Genomic DNA, 20800 nt, shown 5'->3' with positions numbered 1-20800 from the left:
CCATGCGCATCCTGATGATGTCGTTGACCGTCCTCCTGCTGGTGGCCTGCAAGCCCCGCATCAGCGAGGAACAGAGGGCGCAGGCGCTGACCGCGTTCGCGACGGTGGAGCAGGTGTTCCAGCATCCACGCTGCAGCAACTGCCATATCCCAGGCGACGCGCCGCTGCAGTTCGATACGCAGACGCCGCATGCGATGAACGTCGCGCGCGGACCGGAGGGCAAGGGCGCGCCCGGCCTGCCCTGTTCCACCTGCCATGCGGAACAGAACGCGCCGGCGAGCTACGGCCCGCACGCGCCACCCGGCGCGCCGCACTGGCAGCTGCCACCACCGGACCACAAGATGGCGTGGATCGGGCTGCCCGCCGACCAGCTGTGCGAGATGATCCAGGACAAGCAGCGCAACGGCGGCCGCGATTTCGACGCACTGCTCAAGCACGTGGCCGAGGACAAGCTGGTGCTGTGGGGCTGGAACCCTGGTGGCGAACGCGCACCGGTGCCGGTGCCGCACGACCAGTTCGTCGCCGCCTTCAAGACGTGGAAGGACGCTGGCGGCCCCTGCCCCGCACCGGCGGCGAAAACGTCCGGCTGACTCAGCGTCCGGGCGCGGTCGCCGCGACCGCATCGCGGCGACGCGCGCGCCACATGCCATCGCTGGCGAAGATCAGCAGGCCGGTCCAGATGGCGGCGAAGCCGATCGCGCGCTCGATGCCGAACGCTTCCTTGAACACCAGCACGCCGATCAGCAGTTGGATGCTCGGCGCGATGTATTGCAGCAGGCCGACCACCGACAACGGAATGCGGCGCACGCCGTAGGCGAAGCCGATCAGCGGCACTGCTGTGACCACGCCGCCGAACACCAGCAGCAGGTCGTTCTTCCAGCCGAAGCCGCTGACGAAGCCGCCGCCGTGGCCGAACTCGCCCCAGACCACATAGGCCAGCGCGGGGAGGAACAGATACAGGCTTTCGACGCCGAGGCCGGCCACCGGATCCACCGCGACCAGCTTGCGCACCAGGCCGTACAGCGCGAACGAGAACGCCAGGCCCAGCGCGATCCACGGCGGCGAGCCCGCCTGCAACGTCAGCCACGCCACGCCGGCCAGCGCGAAGCCCACCGCGACCCACTGCGCGGGCGTCAGGCGCTCGCGCAGCACCAGCACGCCCAGCACCACGTTGATCAGCGGATTGATGAAATAGCCCAGGCTGGTTTCCACCACGTGCCCGGCGTTCACCGCCCAGATGTACAGGCCCCAGTTGAACGCGATCAGCAGGCTGCTGACGCCCAGCCACGGCAACGCGCGCGGTTGCGCACGCACCTGCCGCCACCAGTTGCCTCCGTTCTTGATCAACAGCCAGCCGATGACCAGCACCGCGCTCCAGACGATGCGGTGCGCGATGATGTGGAACGAGGGCACGGCCTTCAGCAGGTGCCAGTACAACGGCACCACGCCCCAGATCAGGAAGGTGCCGGCGGTGATCGCCAGCCCCTTGCGGTCGATCGGCGATGCGCTCATTTCGATTGCCGCGCACGCGCCAGCGTGATGACCACGACGCCAGCCAGGATCACCGCCATCGCACCGAGGTCATGCGGGGTGAAGGTTTCGCCGGCGATGAAGGCGCCCAGCGCCACCGCGATGACCGGATTGACGTAGGCGTAGCTGCCGACCAGCACCGGGCGCGCATGGTGCAGCAGCCACACGTAGGCGGTGAACGCGATGATCGAACCGAACACCGCCAGGTAGGCCACCGCCAGCGCGCCGTTGAGCGTCCAGTCCGCCGTGTTGAAGCGATCGCCATGCAGCAGGCCGGCGATCACCAGCATCACGCCCGCGGCCAGCATCTGCGCCGCCGCCGTCATGAACGGCGACGGCAGGTCGCGCCCGCGCGACCACACCGAGCCGTAGGCCCACGCGATCGGTGCGATCAGCAACAGCACCAGGCCGACCGGCGAACCGGTGAGCGAGCTGCCCGCGTTGAGCCATACCACGCCCGCGAAACCGACGATGATGCCGAGCCATTCGCCGCGCGTCGGATGCTGCCCGCGCATCGCGCCGAACAGGCCCATCCACAACGGCATCGACGCCACCGCCACCGCGGCCAGGCCGGACGACACCGTCTGTTCGGCCAGCACCACCATGCCGTTGCCCATCAGCAACAGCAGCGCGCCCATCACCAGCAGGTTCTTCCACTGCGCCCGCGTCGGCGGCGCCACGCCGCGCCACAGCAGGAACAGGAACATCACCAGCCCGGCCACCACGAAGCGGCTGCCCGATACCATCAGCAACGGCGGAAACCCGCCTTCGAGCGCGAAGCGGATCCCGAGGTAGGTCGAACCCCAGACCACGTAGACGATGGCGAGGGCGGCAGCGACGGCAAGGCCGCCACGCGCGGGCGCGGCGGCGGAAACGGGCGAAGTCATGGGGGCTCGCGGGGGAAGCAGACGGCGTGCGTGCATTCTAGGCCAGCGGCCCGCATGCGGGATGGCGGGGCAGCTGTGCGGCGCTTGAAACCTTTCCGGCCCGCCTTGAATCCCGTTCAAGTCGGACGCGGGCAGACTCAGGCCTGTTCGCGTGCCAGCAGTTGTTGCTTGCGCGGCAGTCCCCAGCGATAGCCGCCAAGCGAACCGTCGCCGCGGATCACGCGATGGCAGGGCACGACCACCGCGATGCGGTTGTGCGCGCAGGCGCTGGCCACGGCCCGTGCCGCGCGCGGAGCGCCCAGCGATTGCGCCAGACCGGCATAGCTGACCGTCTCACCGGCCGGGATCTTCATCAGCGCATCCCAGACGCGCTGCTGGAAGCCGGTGCCGAGCAGGTCCACCGGCACCTCGGCCTCGCCACCGGCCAAGCGCTCCGCCACCGCACGCAGGCGTGGCGCGAGGAAGTCGTCGCGTCCGGCTTCGACACGCTCGAGCTGTGCCAGCGGAAATTCTTCGCGCAGCCGCTGCTCCAGCACCGCGTCGTCGTCACCCAGTTCGACTGCGCAGATGCCGCGCTCGGTGGCGGCCACCAGCGTACGGCCGAGCACGGTGTCGACCAGCGTCCAGCGGATCGCCACGCCGCGGCCGCCGGCGCGATAGATGGCGGGCGTCATGCCGAGCTTGGCGGCGCCCTGCTCGTACAGGCGCGACGGCGAGCCATAGCCGGCGTCGTACAGCGCGGTGGTGACGTCGCGCCCTTCGCGCAGCGCACTCTTCAACGTGCCCAGCTTCTTGCGGGCCAGGTATTCGGCCGGACTCAGGCCGAAGCGGGCGCGGAAGCGGCGCTGCAGATGCGAGGCGCTGAGGCCGGTGCGCGAGGCCAGCTCCGACAGCGAGGGTTCGCCCTGGTCGAGCAGGCGGCGTGCCAGCTCCAGCGGATCGGTGGAGATGGCGGAAGACGTGGAGAGCGGTCGGCGCGGCATGGTGTCCATGCGCCCAGACTAGGGCGCGCGCAGCGGTCGGGCTATCCGGATCTTGCGCTCAATTTCTGTAGGAGGGGCTTCAGCCCCGACCGCACCTTCAAGACCATGAGACTCTGGTCGAAGAGCATCGGGGCTAAAGCCCCTCCTACAGGAGCAATCACTGGGCCCAGCGGCCCGGACCCGGCGAATCGGGCAGCACCTGCGCCGACAGCTTGCGGTCCTGGCCGAGGATGCCGATGGCGTCGGACAGGATGGCCGCGGACTCGCGCAGCAGCGGATCCGGACGCTTGTCGGCGAGCTTCTCGCGCTGCGCGTCCTTCACGATGTCGCGCTCGGACGCGCCCAGGCCGTCGTCGGCCAGATCTTCGGCCAGCGGGTCCAGAGCCAGTCCCAGCGCCTTGCGCTCGGCCTGACGCTGCTTGCGCTGCGTGTCCTGACGGTCACGCTCGGCGCGGCGCTCGACTTCGTTGAGCGAGACGTACTTCTTGGCGGCCTCGGCACGGAACTGCGCCACGTCTTCGGACCACCACTGGAATTCCTTGTCCTGGGACGAGCGCGCCGCATGCAGCGCTTCCAGCTTCGGCAGCAGCGGCGCGAAGTTGCCGTATTGCGTATGCGGCACGGCGGCGATGCGCGTCCACGGCAGCGCGTTGTCGTAGGTGCTCTCGCCGTACTCGGTGGCGTCGACGCTGACCGGGAACGCGATGTCCGGCACCACGCCCTTGTGCTGGGTGCTGCCGCCGGCCACGCGGAAGAACTGCGCGATGGTCAGCTTCACCGAGCCGAAGCGCGGGGCTTCGTTGGCCGGCCAGCGGTCGAGGTCCGCCATGTTCTGCACGGTGCCCTTGCCGAAGCTGGTCTCGCCGATCACAAGGCCGCGGCCGTAATCCTGGATGGCGCCTGCGAAGATTTCCGAGGCCGACGCCGAGGCGCGGTTGATCAGCACCGCCAGCGGACCGTCCCACGCCACGCCGGCGACGGTGTCGCTATACACCTGCACGCGGCCACCGGACTCGCGCTGCTGCACGACGGGGCCCTTGTCGATGAACAGGCCGGTCAGCTGCACGGCCTCGTCCAGCGAACCGCCGCCGTTGTTGCGCAGGTCCATCACCACGCCGTCCACGTTCTGCGTCTTGAACTGGGCGAGCAGCTTGGCGATGTCGCGGGTGGCGGAATTGAAGTCGTTCGGGTTGCGACGACGGCCTTCGAAGTCCTGGTAGAACGCGGGCAGCTTGATCACGCCGATGCGGCGCGCCGGTTCGCCGGCATTGGCGGGCAGCGAGATGATCTCGGACTTGGCGGCTTGCTCTTCCAGCTTGATCTTCTGGCGGACGATGGTGATCTGCGCATGCTTGCCGTCGATGCCGGCCTCGACCGGGATGTACTCGATGCGGACCTGGGTGTCCTTCTTGCCGCGTATCTGCGCGACCACGTCGTCGATGCGCCAGCCGATCACATCGGTCATCGGCCCGGACTTGCCCTGGCCGACCGCGACGATGCGGTCGCCGACCTTCAGCTTGCCGCTCAGGTCGGCCGGGCCGCCCGGCACGATCTCGCGGATCGCTACCAGGTCGTCCTGGCGCTGCAGCACGGCGCCGATGCCTTCCAGCGACAGCGACATCGACTGGTTGAAGTTCTCGGCGGTGCGCGGCGTGAAGTAATCGGTGTGCGGATCGATCGCGCTGGTGTAGGCATTGAGGAAGGTCTGGAAGACATCCTCGGTCTTCAGCTCGTTGATGCTGCGCTGCAGGTTGGCGTAGCGCTTGTCCAGCGTCTTGCGGATGTCGTCGGGCTTCTTGCCGGCCAGCTTCAGGCGCAGCCAGTCGTTCATCACCGACTTCTTCCAGATCGCGTCCAGCGCCTTGCCGTCGGCGGCCCACGGCGCGTCTTCGCGGTCGTATTCCCAGCGCTCATCGCCGGCGAAATCGAAGTCCTGCTTCAGCAGCGCGCGCGCATACGCCACGCGCTGGCCGACGCGCTGCTTGTAGACGGTGAAGATCTCGTACGCCGGGGCGAGGTCGCCCGAGCGGATCGCATCGTCCAGCTTGGTCTTGTACGGGGAAAAGCGTTCCACGTCCGCCGCGGTGAAGAACTGCTTGCCGCCGTCGAGCGCTTCGAAATAGCGCTTGAAGATCTGCTGCGAGAGCGCGTCGTCCAGCGGGCGCGGGCGGTACGCGTATCGGCTGTCCGACAGCAGACCGTAGACCAGCTTGGACGTGTTGGCCTGGTCGGCGGTAGGCGCCACCGCGATCGCCTCGCCGTCGCCGCGCGCGAGCAGCGCCAGCGGGGTCGACAGGGCCAGGGCCAACAGCAGGAGGGGGGCTTTCTTCAGTGTCATTGCGTACTCATGGCCCCGAGGGCCCGTCAGGCTGGAACGGATTGCGGATTCGACAGAAGGACAGTGCACAAAGTTGCGCGCCTTGTCATCTGTCTATCGGCAGCCTAAGGGCCACGGTGTAGGGAAAGGTGAACCGTGGCCGTGCCGCAGCCGGGAGACGGACACCGCGACCCCGCCGGCGTCGGCCGGCGCGAACGCTCGACGATGCGGTTCAGCCCGCGTGGCGGGCCGTGAATGCCGCCTGCGCGGCCTGCTGGTCGGCGTGGTACGAGGAACGCACCAGCGGGCCGGAGGCGACGTGGCTGAAGCCCAGCGCCATGCCGTATTCCTCCAGCGCCTTGAACTCGTCCGGCGTCCAGTAGCGCAGCACCGGGTGGTGGTGCGGGGTGGGCTGCAGGTACTGGCCGATGGTGACCATGTCGACGTCGTGCGCGCGCAGGTCGCGCAGCGTGCCCTGCACCTGCTCCATGGTCTCGCCCAGGCCCAGCATGATCCCGGACTTGGTGGGCAGGTGCGGATGCTGTTGCTTGAAGCGCTGCAGCAGGGTCAGTGACCACTGGTAATCGGCGCCGGGGCGGACGTTGGTGTACAGCTCCGGCACGGTCTCGATGTTGTGGTTGAACACGTCCGGCGGGTTGATCGCCAGGATCTCCAGCGCGCGGTCCATGCGGCCCTTGCCGCGGAAATCGGGCGTCAGGATCTCGATGCGCGTGGCCGGCGAATGCTCGCGGATGGCGGCGATGCAGTCGACGAAATGCTGCGCACCGCCGTCGCGCAGGTCGTCGCGGTCGACGCTGGTCACCACGACGTACTTCAGGCCCATGTCGGCCACGGTGTTCGCCAGGCTCAGCGGTTCGGAAGCATCCGGCGGCTTGGGCCGGCCGTGGGCGACGTCGCAGAACGAGCAGCGCCGCGTACAGACCTCGCCGAGGATCATGAAGGTGGCGGTGCCGTGGCCGAAACACTCGTGGATGTTCGGGCAGCTGGCCTCTTCGCACACCGTGACCAGGCGGTTCTCGCGCAGCTTGGCCTTGAGCTTGGCGACCGAGCCGTCGGAGGGGATGCGCACGCGGATCCACGACGGCTTGCGCAGCACCGGGGCATCGGCGAACTGCACGGGCGAGCGCCCGATCTTGTCGCCACCGAGCTGCTTGGCGCCCGTTTCGAGCGGGACGGGCCCGGAACTGACGACCTGAAGGGGAATCACGCGTGCGGGAGTATCGGCCATGCCGCAATTCTAGCCGCTTTCGCTTGGTTGCCCTCGGCTGCCCGGGCCCCGGCTGGTGCGCAGCCCCCTGAGTCAGGGGGAGCGGCGAAGCCGCGGGGTGTGGCGGCGCTGCTCGGGGCCCGAGGTTCGCGCAGCGGACCTTGGGTTTTTATTCCTGCGGCGCAGGAATAAAAAAGCCCGCAACAGCTAGGCTATTGCGGGCTTGCTCCCTCCCCCACGTCGGGATGCGGGGCCATCGTGAAGGGTGGGTTACAGGTGTTGCACGCTGCACTGCAAAACAGAACCGGACGGTTCAGCGGTCGTCGATGTGATGTCACGAATATGAATGCGAGCAAAACCCGCACCATTGCTGCTTGTTACCGATATCAGACCAATTTCCGTGCCGCTCGTCAGAATCGAAATTACGTTCTTCATTCTGTTTACCTGAACAGGGCCGCCGCACCGTTCTGGCGCAAATGTGCTCGCCATGCCGCTATTTGAGGTAGTGGGGCCGCCCGTCATACCAGGCCTTGGCGCGGACCAGGTGCAGTTTGCGCTGGCTTCCCTGGACCTCCATGCCGACGCTCAATGCGCGCCAGCGGGCGTAGAGATCGCCCTGCCGCTGGGCACCCTGCAGTCGCAGCCGCGCCATCATGTCGTAGCGGTCGTTGTGCGCCTGCATCCGGTCGAGCACGAGCACGTCGTCCCGCCACTGCACGCGGCCCCGCACCTGCGCCTGGCCGGCATCGACCAGCCGGTAGACCCAGGCGGGGTACTCCTTCTGGCGGGAGAACAGCGCCAGCAGGAAGCCGACGTCCTTCATCGTCACGTCCGCCCCGCCACCGGCGCTGATCGGACGATCGACGTCCAGCCGCGCCCGATCCAGCGTCACCCGCGCCCACCAGCCGCGACGCGACTCGCCGCCGGGTTCGCTGAAGCCGACATTGCGCACCTGCACCGTGCTGCCGTCGGCGACGAACAGGCGCCGCTTCAGGTCGGCGCGGCGCAGCTTCAAGTCGAGGTCGATATCCCCGCGCAGCTGCACGCCGGCCAGATGCATGCGGGTGCCACGGCCGGCGATGCGGACGGTCCCGCGTCCCACCTCGCCCGCCGCATCCAGCGACAGGTCGCCGCTGAGCACGCCGGCACCGCCGTCGAAGCGCATGTGCCGGCGCGGCAGGAATGGGTTGTAGACGCGCAGGTCGGGGACGCGGGCGTCCTTGAACACCACCCTCGCCTGCAGCGCATCGCGCAGCTGCACCAGCGGGCCATCGGCGTTGATCGACAGCGCCAGGTGACGTCCCTGCACATACGGCGTGCCGGGCGTCTTCAGCGACGCCACGTCGAAACGGTCCATCGTCGCCTGCAGCCGCGGCACCAGCGCCCCGTCCTTGCCCGCATCCAGCCGGATGTCGGCGCGCGCGCGGCCGCGGATGCGGTTGCCCATCATCTCGGCCACCGCATCGACTTCCGGCACCGCGATGCGACTGCCGGCCGCCAACTGGCCGTCCACCACCTGCACATCGGCATTGACCGAGCCGGCGCCATCGAGTTTCAGCCACGGCGCCTGCGGGAACAGATCCGACAGCCAGCGCAGCGAATCGAAGTGCCAGACGCCGACGACATGGCCGGACGCGCGCGGCAGCAGGCTGGCGACGTCGCGCAGCGGCAGCTGCCGGCCACGCAGGCGCAGGTCGGCGTCGACCGCCAGCCGGCCATCGGCCTGCGGCGGCACGGTCGCCTTCAGTGCGATGTCCTCGTCCACCGCCACATCGATGCCGAGGATGTCGTGGCGCACCGCACCGGCGATGTCGTTGCCGCCCACCGCCATTGTCCATTTCATGCGGCCGCCGGGCGTGAGCACGCCACGTTCGAACCCCAGGTCGATGTCGGCACGGCCCTCGCCGGGCATCAGCGTCACTGCCACATCGCCACGCGGACCCACAGCCACGTTCAGGCCGGCGGTGCGGCCGCCCAGCGCCAGATGCAGCGTGGTTTTCAGGAGTTTGTCGAGGCCGGCGGCGTCCTCGCGGCGATGCCGGTCGATCGCGAAGCGGGCGTCCAGCGTGGCGTCGCGCAGCACTTCCTGGCCGTCGCGAAGCAGCCGCGCGCCCGTGAACCCGGCGGTGGAGGGCATCAGTTCCATCGGCCCGCCGCGCAGTTGCTTGTAGAAGCCGACGTCGCCGCGGCCCGTGCCGACCAGTTCGAGCCCATCGAAGTAACCGCGCCGGATCGAGTCGCTGGCGATGCGGTCGAACTGCAGTTCCCAGCCGCCGTCCTGCGCTGGCGGCGCCGGCAGCTCCTTGTCCACGCGGCGGACGCCGCCGCGCACCTCGTGCGCCCGCACCTCGGGCACGTGCAGTCGCCGCGACAACAGCGGCCATAGCGCGAAGCGCCCTTCGACCTGTTGGGCCTGCGCCTCCCAGCCGATGCGCCGCGACTGCCCGCGCATCGTCACCTCGTGCAGGCTGACGCGTCCCGGCCACCAGGTATGGCCGGACGCCCAGTGCATCTGGAAGCGGTCCGGCTTGCGGTTCACCGCCTGCTCGCCGAGCGCCGTGTTGAGGAACACGTTGCCCGCGAGCAGGTACAGCGCATACATCGCCGCCAGGGCGATCAGGCCCCGCGTCAGCCAGCGCAGGGCATTCGTGCGAAAGGAGGTCCGTTCCATCCGCACAGGATGCCGCATCCGGCGCCGGCCGAGGGCATCAGCGCGCAGCAAAATGCCCGTGGAAGCCGAGCGGCACCGTATACGGCAGCCACGCCTGCGCCAGCGGACCCGCATCCACGCGCGGCGCATCCAGCACCGCGATGCCGCTGCGACCCTTCGCTGCATCCAGCAGCGTGCCGACCAGCCAGCCATCGTCGGGACGCGTGCTGCCCGGACGCGGCACGAACAGGTGTTCCTCGACCAGCACGTCGCGTCCGTAGTCGTGCACCTGGTGGCGGCCGCGCGCGAGGTCGAATGCACCGATGCGGCTGAAGTAAGGCGCGGTCGACCCATCGGCATGGATCGGCGCATACAGGCGCGCCGCGTCGCGTGACGGCGTGCGCGCGTCGAACACGGGGAACTCGATGCCGGCGACGCCGGTGTCTTCCCAATGCGCCCGACCCCTGCGCAGGTCCAGCACCAGCTCGCGCAACGGACCCTTGCCGCCGTGCGCGTCACCGTGGCCATCACCGCTCATGGCCGCCTTCATCGGCGAGCGCGCCTCTTCCAGGTCAAGATGCTGCACGGCACGCACGGTGATGCGCCCATCGCGCTCGGACGCATCGCCGAAGTGGTAGATCGCCGCGAAGTCCGTCTCGAACCACTGCGCCTTCGACGGTGAGGCCTTGTCGACCACGGCCACGCGCAGCGGCTGATCCTGCTGGAACCGCAGGCGTTCGAAGAACGCACCCTTGCCTTCGATGTAGCGGAACGGGATCAGCGCGAAGACCAGGTATCGGTCGGTCATCGCGAAACTGTGCAGGTAGCCCGGCACAGGCGTCTCCAGCACGTCCGCCGACGCCAGCGTGCCGTCGCGGCCGATATGCCACACCACCAGGCCGTTGCCGCCCATCATCGAGATGGAGCCGAAGTTCCACGACGAGCCGTCGCGATCCACCAGCGGATGCGCGGAGAACGGGATCGCCGCCAGATCGGGACGCCAGGTCGCCGGACCGAGCGTGGTCAACGCATCCGGATCCAGTTCGAACGCGGACCCTGCCTCGGACAGCGCGAACAGCCGGCCGTTGATCATCGTGACCGAGGTGTTGGCCGTGTTCGCATCGTCGTTGTTGCGGATCGGCTGCATGTCGGGAATGGACGTGCCCGCCGTCGGATACAGGAAGCGCCCGGCCTTCTGCTCACGGGTGAACTTGGGCGTGGCGACCATGCGCGCGTGGTGGCTCAGCGTGCCGTCGCCGTTGAAGCGCCAGCCGTGCACCATGCCGTCGCCGTCGAACCAGTGCTCGTAGCGGAAGCCGTCGCGCTCCGTCCATGCGGGACCATTGCGGTACAGCGTGCCGGCGAAGCCTGCCGGCAGCCGCCCTTCCAGTTGCACCGTGGCCGGCCCCAGCGTTTCCGACTGCACGGATTTCCAACCGGCAAGCCATGGCTGTTCGCGCAGGCCTGCGGCGAAGCGCGCGGGGTCGCCGGCGAACGCGTGTTCGCTACGCAGCAAGGCGGGCGCGACGGCCAGCGCGGTGGCGCCGGACAACAGGGTGCGCAGGAAGCGGCGGCGGTCCATGGCGACGCCCTCAGCGAAGGGTGATGTCGATGGCGGCATCCTGCGCACCGATGTCGAACCGGGCCTCGTCCCAGGTCGGCTTGCGCATGACGTTGGGATTGTTGCTGAAGCCGTAGGCCTCGATCGGCATGCCGATCATGTTGCTGTCGAGCGTGCCGTTGCCGTTCTCGTCGTGGGTGACCAGCACGGCGTAGGCGCCCGGCGCCAGGCCCTTGAACACGAACGTCGCGGCGTCGCCCCGCGGCGCGGCGCCATCGGCGCTCACCGGCTTCGCCTGTCCGTCCCAGCCAGCCTGCGAATCGACAATGGCCAGCTTCAGCAGGCCGGTCTGCGCGCGCACATCGTGCAGGGTGACGGTGAGATCGGCGGCCTGCGCATGGAAGGCGCCGAAACAGGCCAGCACAAGGGCGAGCGGCAACGCGTAGTGTTTGGGACGGGACATGGCGGACTCCGGTGGCGGGTGTGCGGCCAGTGTCGTCCGCCGTCCCGAGCCGGGTCAGTTGCCAGCCGTCATCTCTTCGACCTGCCGGAAGTCACTTCCTGCTCAGGCCGCCTGCACCACCACGTCGCCACGCTTCCGGCGCGCGCGTACGGCCGAGGCAAGACGCTCCAGCACCTGCACCGAGGCCTCCCAGCCCAGGCAGCCGTCGGTGATGCTCTGCCCGTAGGCGAGCGGCTGGCCGTCCACCAGCTCCTGTCGCCCGCCGACCAGATGGCTTTCCACCATCACGCCGACGATGCGTCGCTCGCCCGCTTCCAGCTGCGTGGCGATGTCGTCGATCACGGCAGGCTGGTTGTCCGGATTCTTGCCGCTGTTGGCGTGGCTGGCATCGACCATCAGGCGCGCCGGCAGTCCCGACTTCACCAGCACCTGGCTGGCGGCGTCGATGCTGGCGGCATCGTAGTTGGGCGTCTTGCCGCCGCGCAGGATCACGTGGCAATCGGGATTGCCGGCGGTCGCCGCGATGGCGGAACGGCCCTCCTTCGTCACCGCCAGGAAATGATGCGGGTGCGAGGCCGCGCCGACCGCATCCACCGCGATCTTGACGTTGCCGTCGGTGCCGTTCTTGAAGCCGACCGGGCACGACAGGCCGCTGGCCATTTCGCGGTGCACCTGGCTCTCGGTGGTACGCGCGCCGATCGCGCCCCACGCCACCAGGTCGCTGATGTACTGCGGCGAGATCGTATCGAGGTATTCGCAGCCTGCCGGCAGGCCGAGCGCATTGATGTCGCGCAGCAGTCCGCGCGCCAGCCGCAATCCGCGGTTGATGTCGAAACTGCCGTCCAGCGCCGGATCGTTGATCAGCCCCTTCCAGCCGACCGTCGTCCGCGGCTTCTCGAAGTACACGCGCATGACGATCTCCAGCTCGCCGGCCAGCGCATCGCGCAGCGGCTTCAGGCGGCGCGCGTACTCCATCGCCGACGCGGGATCGTGGATCGAGCACGGCCCGATCACCACGACCAGGCGGTCGTCGCGGCCGTGCAGGATGTCGTGCAGCGCACCGCGCGCCTCGGACACGGTCTGCGACACTACGTCGTCGCAAGGCAACTCGCCGATCACGGCAGCGGGCGTGACCAGCTCATCGAGTTTGCGGATGCGCAGGTCGTCGGTATGGGGGGCCATCGGGGTTCTCCGGGTCAACAAAAAAGCCGCCAGGTTCGCTGGCGGCTTCAAGGGGATTCTTCTGGGGTCTTACCTAGAATGAACGCGTCCTCGCTTCCGCCGTCGGCATCGGAAAGCCTTCGTACCAAAACCAATAGCGGGTGCGGAGCGGATTCATGCGAGGCATTGGGCCACGCCTGCCGGTGCTTGTCGAATGTTTCATCGGCAACGGAAACCCACGCATCAGGCGGCGGTGAAGAACATCAGGTAGACCAGCCGCCCGTCTTCCATCGTGCTGCCGAACGCGGGACCGGCGGTATGCCACAGCCAGGGGCGCAGCAGCACCAGCCGGTTGAAGCGCATCGGCACCTGCATGGTGGGTTCCCACATGCTGTCGTCGTTGCTGTGCTTCTCGATGATCTCCTGGTGCATCTGCGCGTGCGAGGAGAATCCCATCTCCGCGAGCTCCGCGTCGTTGAGCGGCGCGCGGTCGCGGTTCGACGGACGATGACGGAAGAACTCCGTGCCGCCGCGGCAATCCTCCGGCCGGCTGAGATAGAGGATGCCCGACCAGTAGGCCTGGTCGATGTGCACCTTCGCGCTGCCGACGTCCGACGCCAGCGTGATGCGGAACTTGCCATGCGACTGCAGCGGATTGATCGGCTTGAGGCGTTCGCCGGTGAGGTGCGAGGCGATCTCCGGCAGGCCTTCCATGTCGATGCGTTCCAGCGAGTTGCGGCCGGGGAACGCGCCCTTCAGGTCGGGATAGGTCAGCTTCAACGCGGCCTCGCGCAGCGACCACGCGTCCTGCTGGCCGAGGAAATCGTCGACGATGATGAGCGAGGTATGCATGGCGTGCAGGCTAGCGGCCCGCCGGTAGGCCTACAAGACGTTGCAGCCGTGGAAACCACTGCTACCGCTGCCCTCGGCCTGTCCCTGAACGCCTTGCGACAAGCGCTGACCCGTCCCCGGGCGTTTGCGCGTTGGTCTGCCATGCACCCCGCGCAAAACGGCGTGCCCTCCCCCACGACCGGTCCGTCCATGCCCACGCACGACGCCACGCCACGCCCCCTGGATCATCTGTTCGGCGAGGTCTACCAGGAGCTGCGTCGGCTGGCGCACAGGCAACGCCTGCCGCGCGATGGCGCCACGCTGGATACCACCGCGCTGGTGCATGAGCTGTACCTGCGGATGAGCCACCAGCAGCCCGAGTTCGGGCACGTGCGCCAGTTCTACGCCTACGCCGCGCGCGCCATGCGGCACATGCTGGTGGACCGCGCACGCGAACGCGTCCGCGTGAAGCACGGCGGCGACCTGCGGCGCACCGACCTGCGCGACACGCTGGCCGGGCAGGCCACCATCGATCCGTTGCATGCGCTGGAACTTGACCAGGCGCTGCAGCGACTGGCGCAGGACGATGCGCGTGCCGCGGAGGTGGTCGAGCTCCATTATTTCGCCGGCCTGCCGCTGGAACACATCGCCGAGCTGTGCGACCTCAGCGTCCGCACCGTCTATCGGGACTGGCAGTACGCCCGCGCCTTCCTCGGCGCGCAACTGGCGGCCTAGGCGCAACGGCATGTCAGGGTTCGCCGCCATAACGCGCTGGATGGGCTGATCCGCCTCCGCGAGCCTTGCCATGTCCTCTCTCCGCCACTGGTTCGACGCCGTCGTGGACCTTCCCGGGCCCGCGCAGCGCGAGTGGATCGACCGGCATTGTGTCGATCCGGCGCAGCGTCGGGACCTGGAAGCCCTGCTCGCCGCGCATGTGCGCACCGAACCGATGGTCTTCGACACCCCGGTCGCGGCCCTGATCGACGCCTGGCAGGGCGAAGATCCCGTGCCCGTGCAGGCATGGATCGGCCGACGCGTGGGCGCGTTCCGGCTGATCGAACCGCTGGGACAGGGCGGCATGGCCAACGTCTTCCTGGCCGAGCGGGAGGATGTCGATTTCCACCAGCGCGTCGCGGTCAAGCTGCTGCGCCGCGGCCTTTACTCCGACCTGCAGCAGCAACTGTTCCGGCGCGAGCGGCAGACCCTGGCGGCGCTCGCGCACCCGGCCATCGCCCGGCTGATCGACGGCGGCGTGACCGAGCAGGGCGTGCCCTACCTGGTCATGGATCATGTCGACGGCCTGCCGATCACGCGCTACGCGCTGGAGCACGCGCTCACGGTCGAAGCCAGGCTGCGGCTGCTGTGCGCCGTGTGCCGCGCGGTCGACGCGGCGCATCGCCAACTGATCGTGCACTGCGACCTCAAGCCTTCCAACATCCTGGTGACGGCGGACGGCACGCCGCGCCTGCTCGACTTCGGTATCGCGCGCCTGCTGGATGCCGCCGGCGCCGACGAGGGAGGCATCACGTCGCCGGGCCTCACGCCCGGCTACGCAGCGCCCGAGCAGTACACGGCCGGTGCCGTGACCACGGCAACCGACGTGCATGCCCTGGGCGTGCTGATGCAGGAGCTGCTGCTCGGGGAACGGCCGAATGAAGTCCCGCCGCGCATGTCCGACGCGCTGAAAGGCGACCTCGCCACCATCGCCGCCAAGGCGACGGCGATCGATCCTGCCGACCGCTACGCATCGGCGGGCGACCTGGCCGACGACCTCGAACGGTACCTACGCCATGCGCCGATCCAGGCGCGCGCGCAGACGCCGCTGTATCGCGCAAGCCGGTTCGCGCGGCGCCACCGGGGCGGCGTCGCGGTGGCGGCGGTCCTGGTCGTGGCGGTGCTGGCCAGCCTGTCTGCCGCGCTGTGGCAGGCCCACACCGCGCGGCGCGCCGCCGCCCAGGCCCTGACACAGGCGCAGCTTGCGCACAACGAGGCGCAGCGCGCGAATGCCGTCCGCGACCTGCTGGTGCAACTGTTCGAGAACGAAGTCCCGAGTGGACCGCGCGCGGCGCTACCCGACACCGCGACCCTGCTGCAACGGGGTGCGGAACGCGTGCAGACCGACCTCGCCACGACGCCGGCGCTGCAGGTGGAGATGCTGGTCGTGATCGCGCGCATCTACGACCAGATGTCGCGCTACGACGACGCCCGACTGTTGCTGGACCGTGCCGTCGCCATCGCCCGCGGCCTCCCGCCCGACGATGGCGCCGCGCTCGGCATGGCATTGAGCCAGCAGGGGCAGCTGGCGGCCAGCGAGCAGCACTATCCGGTAGCGCTGGCGCGACTCAACGAAGCGCTGGCGGTGCAACGACGCATCGATCCCGACGGACTGGGCACCGCACTGACGCTGTACCGCCGCGCGATCGTGCACAGCGAAACAGACCAGCACGAGGCGGCGATCGCGGACCATCACGCCGCCATCGCCCTGCAGCAGGCGCGATTGACCGTGCAGGATCCGCGCCTGATCAAGAGCTACGGCGCGCTGGGCACGGCGTACACCCGCGCCCACCAGCCGGAGCCGGCGATCCGCTGGCAACGCCATGCGCTGGCCCTGACCCGGAAGATCTACGGCAACGCGCATCCGGAGACCTCGCGCCGCCTGAGCAACCTCGGCATCGCGCTGATGGCGGGCGGCCACCTCGCCGAGGCCGAAGCGCCGCTCGCCGAGTCGCTCGCCATCGCCAGGACGATCTACGACAAGCCGAATGCCGACCTGGCGCCACGGGTGCACAACCTGGGCGGTGCCTACCTCGCCCTCGGCCAACTGGACAAGGCCGAATCGCTGCTGCGCGAGGCGCTCGCCGTCGAGCACGCGATCGGTCGCACGCGTGCACCGGGCATCGGTTTCTCGCTCGCCAAGCTCTCGCGTATCCAGGAACTGCGAGGGGACCTGCCCGGCGCGCTCGCGCTGGCCGAGGACGCGTTCGCGCAGTTGTCCGCCGTGCTGTCTCCGCGCCACGAGCAACGGCTCGACGCCGAACTGCGCCGGATGCGGCTGAGATTGGTGTCCGGTACCACGCACGACCTGCGCAGCGACGCAATCGACCTGCAGCGACGCGCGGACGCAGTGGGCGAGTCCCAGCTGAGCGCGAGCGCGCTGTATGTCCTTGGACTGGCGCGCGCGCAACAGGGCGAGGACGACGACGCCATCCGCCTGATCGACCGGGCCGTGCATGTCGAGACACGGTCGCGCTCGTTTCCGCACGACCGGCTGGCCTGGTATGCCAGCCTCATCCAGCTGCATGCGCGTCACGGCGACCTCGCTGCCGCCGCGCGCGCCCGGCGCGATGGACTGGCCTATGCGGCACGCATGCGCATCCCGTCCACCCATCCCGCGCGCGACGCATTGCGTTCGGCTGAAACCGTCACGACGTCCAACGCGCGCTGAATCGACGGGTCCTGCGTACGGCCTCCGTGTCAGTCGCCGACGCCGCAACACGCTCTTGTCCTTGCACCCACCCCGCAGAGACAGGATTCCCATGCTGCTTTCCCGCTCCGTCGTTTCCGCCGAACAAGAACACGCCCCCGCGAACCCGCGAGACCACGACCTGCATCCGGACGATGCCGTCCCGCAGCCGCCGCCCACCATCACCCCGCGCTGGCGTCGCGCCGTCGATCGTCTGGCCGGGCTGCTGGCACCGCAGCACGTGGCGCGCCGGGGTCTGGCGCGACTGGACGCGGAGACCGCCTTCGCCCGCTGCCCGGGCCCTGTCGACGGACTCACCGCCCGCAGGGAAACGCTGTCGCTGCGCGGACGACGCCTGCAGCTGGCGTTCTGGGGCGATCCGCAGCGCCAGCCCTATGTGCTGATCCCGCCTCAGGACGCGGTCGGACGCGAGGCGATGGCCGCCTGGATCCGTGCATTACGCGGCGCGGGCTACGCCGTCGTCGCGTTCGCACGCGAACAACGCGGCACACCACGCACATCGACGGTGCTGGAGCTCACCAACGACATGCTGGAAGTGGCGCGCCGCTGCGGCGAAGCGGACGCCGTGATCGGGCATTCGCTCGGTGCGATGTCGGTCGCCCTGGCGCTGCACCAGGGCCTGCGCGCGAAGCGCGCGATCCTGATCTCCGCGCAGGCGGACCCGCGCGCGGCGCTGCAGCGGTTCGTGGACCGCGCCGGCATCGGGTCGCGCGCCGGCGCGCGCATGCTGGACCTGATCGAAGCGCGGATCGGCCAGGGCCTGGATGCCTTGCAGGCGCACCGCATCGCACCGGCCATCGGCGTCCCGGTGCTGGTCGTGCACGACCTGCTGGATGACGAAGTGCCGTGGCACGAAGGCGAGCGCTTCGCCCGCCACCTGTCCGCCGCGCGCCTGCTGACCACGCTCGACCTGGGCCACCACGGCGTCCTGGCCGATGCCGCGGTGCTGCGCGACTGCCTGCGCTTCCTCGATGGCGCGACCGTCGGCGACAAGGTCGTGTCCTCGCAGAACCTTCCCTACGGCGTCGCCTGAAAAGAAAAGCCCCGCATCGCTGCGGGGCTTTCGTGGAACGGTGACGCGGGAAGCGGGACTTAGAAGTCCATGCCACCCATGCCGCCCATGCCACCGCCGGCCGGCATCGCCGGCTCGTCCTTCTTCGGCGCCTCGGCCACCATCGCTTCGGTGGTGATCATCAGGCCCGCGATCGAGGCGGCGTTCTGCAGCGCGGAGCGCGTGACCTTGGTCGGGTCCAGGATGCCGAACTCGATCATGTCGCCGAACTCGCCGTTGGCGGCGTTGTAACCGAAGTTGCCCGAACCGTCCTTGACGCGGTTGACGATCACCGACGGCTCTTCACCGGCGTTGGTGACGATCTCGCGCAGCGGGGCTTCCATCGCGCGCAGGGCGATCTGGATGCCGTGGTTCTGGTCTTCGTTGGCGCCCTTCAGGGTGCCGATGGTCTGCAGCGCACGGATCAGCGCCACGCCACCGCCCGGGACCACGCCTTCTTCCACCGCCGCACGCGTGGCGTGCAGGGCGTCTTCGACGCGGGCCTTCTTTTCCTTCATTTCGATTTCGGTCGAGGCACCGACCTTGATCACGGCCACGCCGCCGGCCAGCTTGGCCACGCGTTCCTGCAGCTTCTCGCGGTCGTAGTCGGAAGAGGTCTCTTCGATCTGCGCCTTGATCTGCTTGATGCGCGACTGGATGCGCTCGGCATCGCCGGCGCCGTCGATGATGGTGGTGTTCTCCTTGGAGATCACGACCTTCTTCGCACGACCCAGGTCGTTGATGGTGGCCTTCTCGAGCTGCAGCCCGACTTCCTCGGAGATCACCGTGCCGTTGGTCAGCGTGGCGATGTCTTCCAGGATGGCCTTGCGGCGGTCACCGAAGCCCGGCGCCTTGACGGCGGCGACCTTGACGATGCCGCGGATGGTGTTGACCACCAGCGTGGCGAGCGCTTCGCCTTCCACTTCCTCGGCCACGATCAGCAGCGGCTTGCCGGCCTTGGCGACGCCTTCCAGCACCGGCAGCAGTTCGCGGACGTTGGAGACCTTCTTGTCGTGGATCAGGATGAAGGGGTCGTCGAATTCGACCTGCTGCGACTGCTGGTTGTTGATGAAGTACGGCGACAGGTAGCCGCGGTCGAACTGCATGCCCTCGACGACGTCGAGTTCGTTCTCCAGGCCCGAGCCTTCTTCAACGGTGATCACGCCTTCCTTGCCGACCTTCTTCATGGCCTCGGCGATGATGTCGCCGATGTTGCTGTCGGAGTTGGCGGAGATCGTGCCGACCTGGGCGATCGCCTTGTCGTCGGCGGTCGGCTTGGAGAGCTTTTTGAGCTCTTCGACGGCGGCCTTCACGGCCTGGTCGATGCCGCGCTTCAGGTCCATCGGGTTCATGCCGGCGGCGACGGCCTTGGAGCCTTCGCGGATGAACGCCTGCGCCAGCACGGTGGCGGTGGTGGTGCCGTCACCGGCGTTGTCGGAGGTCTTGGACGCGACTTCCTTCACCATCTGCGCGCCCATGTTCTCGAACTTGTCGGCCAGTTCGATTTCCTTGGCGACGGAGACGCCGTCCTTGGTGATCGTCGGGGCGCCGAAGCTCTTCTCGAGCACGACGTTGCGGCCCTTCGGGCCGAGGGTGGCCTTGACGGCATTGGCGAGGATGTTCACGCCGCGCACCATGCGCGTACGGGCGTCTTCACCGAAACGGATATCTTTGGCTGCCATTGGAAAAACTCCGTGATTCGTAATTCGTGATGAGTGATTCGGGAAACGTCGGGCGGCGGGAAAACGGATGGAGCGGGATCGTCAACGCGGTTGCGCTACTGCGAATCCCCAATCCCCCATCACCAATCCCGCCTCGGCTCAGCCGAGGATCGCGAGAACGTCGTCTTCCTTGATGATCTTGTACTCGACGCCTTCGGACTTGTACGCCGAACCGGAGTACTGGCCGTAGATCACCTTGTCGCCGACCTTGACCTTCGGGGCGCGCACGGCACCGGTGGCCTCGATGAACTTGCCTTCGCCGACGGCGACGACTTCGCCCTTGGTGGGCTTTTCCTTCGCGGCGTCGGGAATGATGATGCCGCCGAGCGAGGTTTCTTCGGCTTCGATCGGCTTGACCACCAGGCGGTCGTACAGCGGCTTGATATTGCTCATGTCAATCCTCTTAAGTGATTGATTGGACTGGGAAAGGGGCAGCGATGTTAGCACTCGCCTCAGGGGACTGCCAACGCCGCAGGTACAAAAACCCGGCCAGGCCGGGATGCAGGGGATATTGGGTGCACTGGACGGCTTTCAAGGGCGGCCGCCTATCTTTGTCGCCGGGGCCGGCCGGGCGGGTCTGCAATAATCGCCGGCCATGCCCGTCTTCCTGATCCTGTCCACCTGCCCGGACGCCGACACCGCCCAGCGGCTGGCGCGGACGCTGGTGGAAGAACGGCTGGCGGCCTGCGTGAACCTGCTGCCCGGGGTGGTCTCGACCTACCGCTGGCAGGGCCAGGTGGAGCAGGCGACCGAGGTCCAGCTGCTGGCCAAGACGACCGGCGAACGCCGGGAGGCGCTGATCGCCCGGCTGGCCGGACTCCACCCGTACGAACTGCCGGAGATCCTGGCGGTCGAAACCGCCGCCGGCCTGCCCGCCTACCTGGACTGGGTGGCCGCCGACACCCGGGCCGACGCCCGCGCCCCCGAGTGACC

At 68.6% G+C, this 20800-nt stretch carries 17 protein-coding genes; 5 read left to right on the top strand and 12 right to left on the bottom strand.

Features of this window, described 5'->3' with window-relative positions; genetic code table 11:
* The first annotated feature begins 2 nt into the window (after nucleotides 1-2).
* Nucleotides 3-590, top strand: coding sequence for a hypothetical protein (locus tag AC04MD_RS06695; protein WP_475496514.1), 588 nt, complete (start codon nucleotides 3-5; stop codon nucleotides 588-590).
* Between the two features lies 1 nt (nucleotide 591).
* On the opposite strand, the gene rarD is transcribed toward AC04MD_RS06695, so the two are convergent.
* From rarD to AC04MD_RS06645, 10 genes are all read right to left on the bottom strand, one after another.
* Nucleotides 592-1512, bottom strand: coding sequence for an EamA family transporter RarD (rarD, locus tag AC04MD_RS06690; RefSeq protein ID WP_475496513.1), 921 nt, complete (start codon nucleotides 1510-1512; stop codon nucleotides 592-594).
* The gene (gene yedA / locus AC04MD_RS06685) at nucleotides 1509-2417 is read right to left on the bottom strand and encodes a drug/metabolite exporter YedA (RefSeq protein WP_475496512.1); all 909 of its coding nucleotides are present in this window, start codon (nucleotides 2415-2417) and stop codon (nucleotides 1509-1511) included. The genes rarD and yedA overlap by 4 nt, the downstream gene beginning before the upstream one ends.
* 137 nt (nucleotides 2418-2554) lie before the next feature.
* Complete coding sequence (locus AC04MD_RS06680; protein WP_475496511.1) at nucleotides 2555-3400, bottom strand: methylated-DNA--[protein]-cysteine S-methyltransferase; 846 nt, start codon at nucleotides 3398-3400, stop codon at nucleotides 2555-2557.
* Nucleotides 3401-3557: 157 nt separating this feature from the next.
* On the bottom strand, nucleotides 3558-5738 hold the full coding sequence (locus AC04MD_RS06675) for a carboxy terminal-processing peptidase (RefSeq protein ID WP_475496510.1): 2181 nt from the start codon (nucleotides 5736-5738) through the stop codon (nucleotides 3558-3560).
* A 211-nt stretch (nucleotides 5739-5949) separates the two neighbouring features.
* Entirely contained in the window at nucleotides 5950-6966 is a 1017-nt protein-coding gene (gene lipA, locus AC04MD_RS06670; RefSeq protein ID WP_475496509.1) for a lipoyl synthase, read from the bottom strand.
* Between the two features lie 472 nt (nucleotides 6967-7438).
* On the bottom strand, nucleotides 7439-9616 hold the full coding sequence (locus AC04MD_RS06665; RefSeq protein ID WP_475496508.1) for an AsmA family protein: 2178 nt from the start codon (nucleotides 9614-9616) through the stop codon (nucleotides 7439-7441).
* Between the two features lie 37 nt (nucleotides 9617-9653).
* Nucleotides 9654-11177, bottom strand: coding sequence for a carotenoid oxygenase family protein (locus tag AC04MD_RS06660; protein WP_475496507.1), 1524 nt, complete (start codon nucleotides 11175-11177; stop codon nucleotides 9654-9656).
* A gap of 10 nt (nucleotides 11178-11187) precedes the next feature.
* Complete coding sequence (locus AC04MD_RS06655; protein ID WP_475496506.1) at nucleotides 11188-11619, bottom strand: DUF2141 domain-containing protein; 432 nt, start codon at nucleotides 11617-11619, stop codon at nucleotides 11188-11190.
* 102 nt (nucleotides 11620-11721) lie between these two features.
* Complete coding sequence (locus AC04MD_RS06650) at nucleotides 11722-12801, bottom strand: 3-deoxy-7-phosphoheptulonate synthase (protein WP_475496505.1); 1080 nt, start codon at nucleotides 12799-12801, stop codon at nucleotides 11722-11724.
* Between the two features lie 222 nt (nucleotides 12802-13023).
* Nucleotides 13024-13632, bottom strand: a complete 609-nt coding sequence (locus AC04MD_RS06645; RefSeq protein WP_475496504.1) for a DUF6445 family protein — start codon at nucleotides 13630-13632, stop codon at nucleotides 13024-13026.
* 189 nt (nucleotides 13633-13821) lie between these two features.
* Here AC04MD_RS06645 and AC04MD_RS06640 point away from each other — a divergent pair, with 189 nt between their 5' ends.
* The 3 genes from AC04MD_RS06640 (at nucleotide 13822) to AC04MD_RS06630 (ending at nucleotide 18128) form a co-directional block, all read left to right on the top strand.
* Nucleotides 13822-14346: an ECF-type sigma factor gene (locus AC04MD_RS06640; protein WP_475496503.1), complete on the top strand. Its 525-nt coding sequence runs from the start codon at nucleotides 13822-13824 to the stop codon at nucleotides 14344-14346.
* Nucleotides 14347-14416: 70 nt separating this feature from the next.
* Nucleotides 14417-17056: a protein kinase domain-containing protein gene (locus AC04MD_RS06635; RefSeq protein WP_475496502.1), complete on the top strand. Its 2640-nt coding sequence runs from the start codon at nucleotides 14417-14419 to the stop codon at nucleotides 17054-17056.
* 91 nt (nucleotides 17057-17147) lie between these two features.
* Entirely contained in the window at nucleotides 17148-18128 is a 981-nt protein-coding gene (locus tag AC04MD_RS06630) for an alpha/beta hydrolase (protein ID WP_475496501.1), read from the top strand.
* Between the two features lie 59 nt (nucleotides 18129-18187).
* Here AC04MD_RS06630 and groL read toward each other — a convergent pair whose 3' ends face one another.
* Both groL and AC04MD_RS06620 read right to left on the bottom strand, forming a co-directional pair.
* Nucleotides 18188-19828 carry a chaperonin GroEL gene (groL, locus tag AC04MD_RS06625; protein ID WP_055939743.1) on the bottom strand — a complete coding sequence of 547 codons (1641 nt, stop codon included), beginning with the start codon at nucleotides 19826-19828 and terminating at the stop codon, nucleotides 18188-18190.
* A gap of 138 nt (nucleotides 19829-19966) precedes the next feature.
* Nucleotides 19967-20260 (bottom strand): co-chaperone GroES, encoded by a 294-nt coding sequence (locus AC04MD_RS06620; protein ID WP_093489951.1) that lies wholly within the window; start codon nucleotides 20258-20260, stop codon nucleotides 19967-19969.
* Between the two features lie 202 nt (nucleotides 20261-20462).
* Between AC04MD_RS06620 and cutA the strand changes: the two genes are divergently transcribed.
* Nucleotides 20463-20798 carry a divalent-cation tolerance protein CutA gene (cutA, locus tag AC04MD_RS06615; RefSeq protein WP_475496500.1) on the top strand — a complete coding sequence of 112 codons (336 nt, stop codon included), beginning with the start codon at nucleotides 20463-20465 and terminating at the stop codon, nucleotides 20796-20798.
* The last annotated feature ends 2 nt before the right edge of the window (nucleotides 20799-20800 follow it).

The organism is Pseudoxanthomonas sp. LjRoot206 (assembly GCF_056175725.1).
Note: the sequence above shows the minus strand (reverse complement) of the source record. Positions and strands in the feature narration are given on the sequence as shown.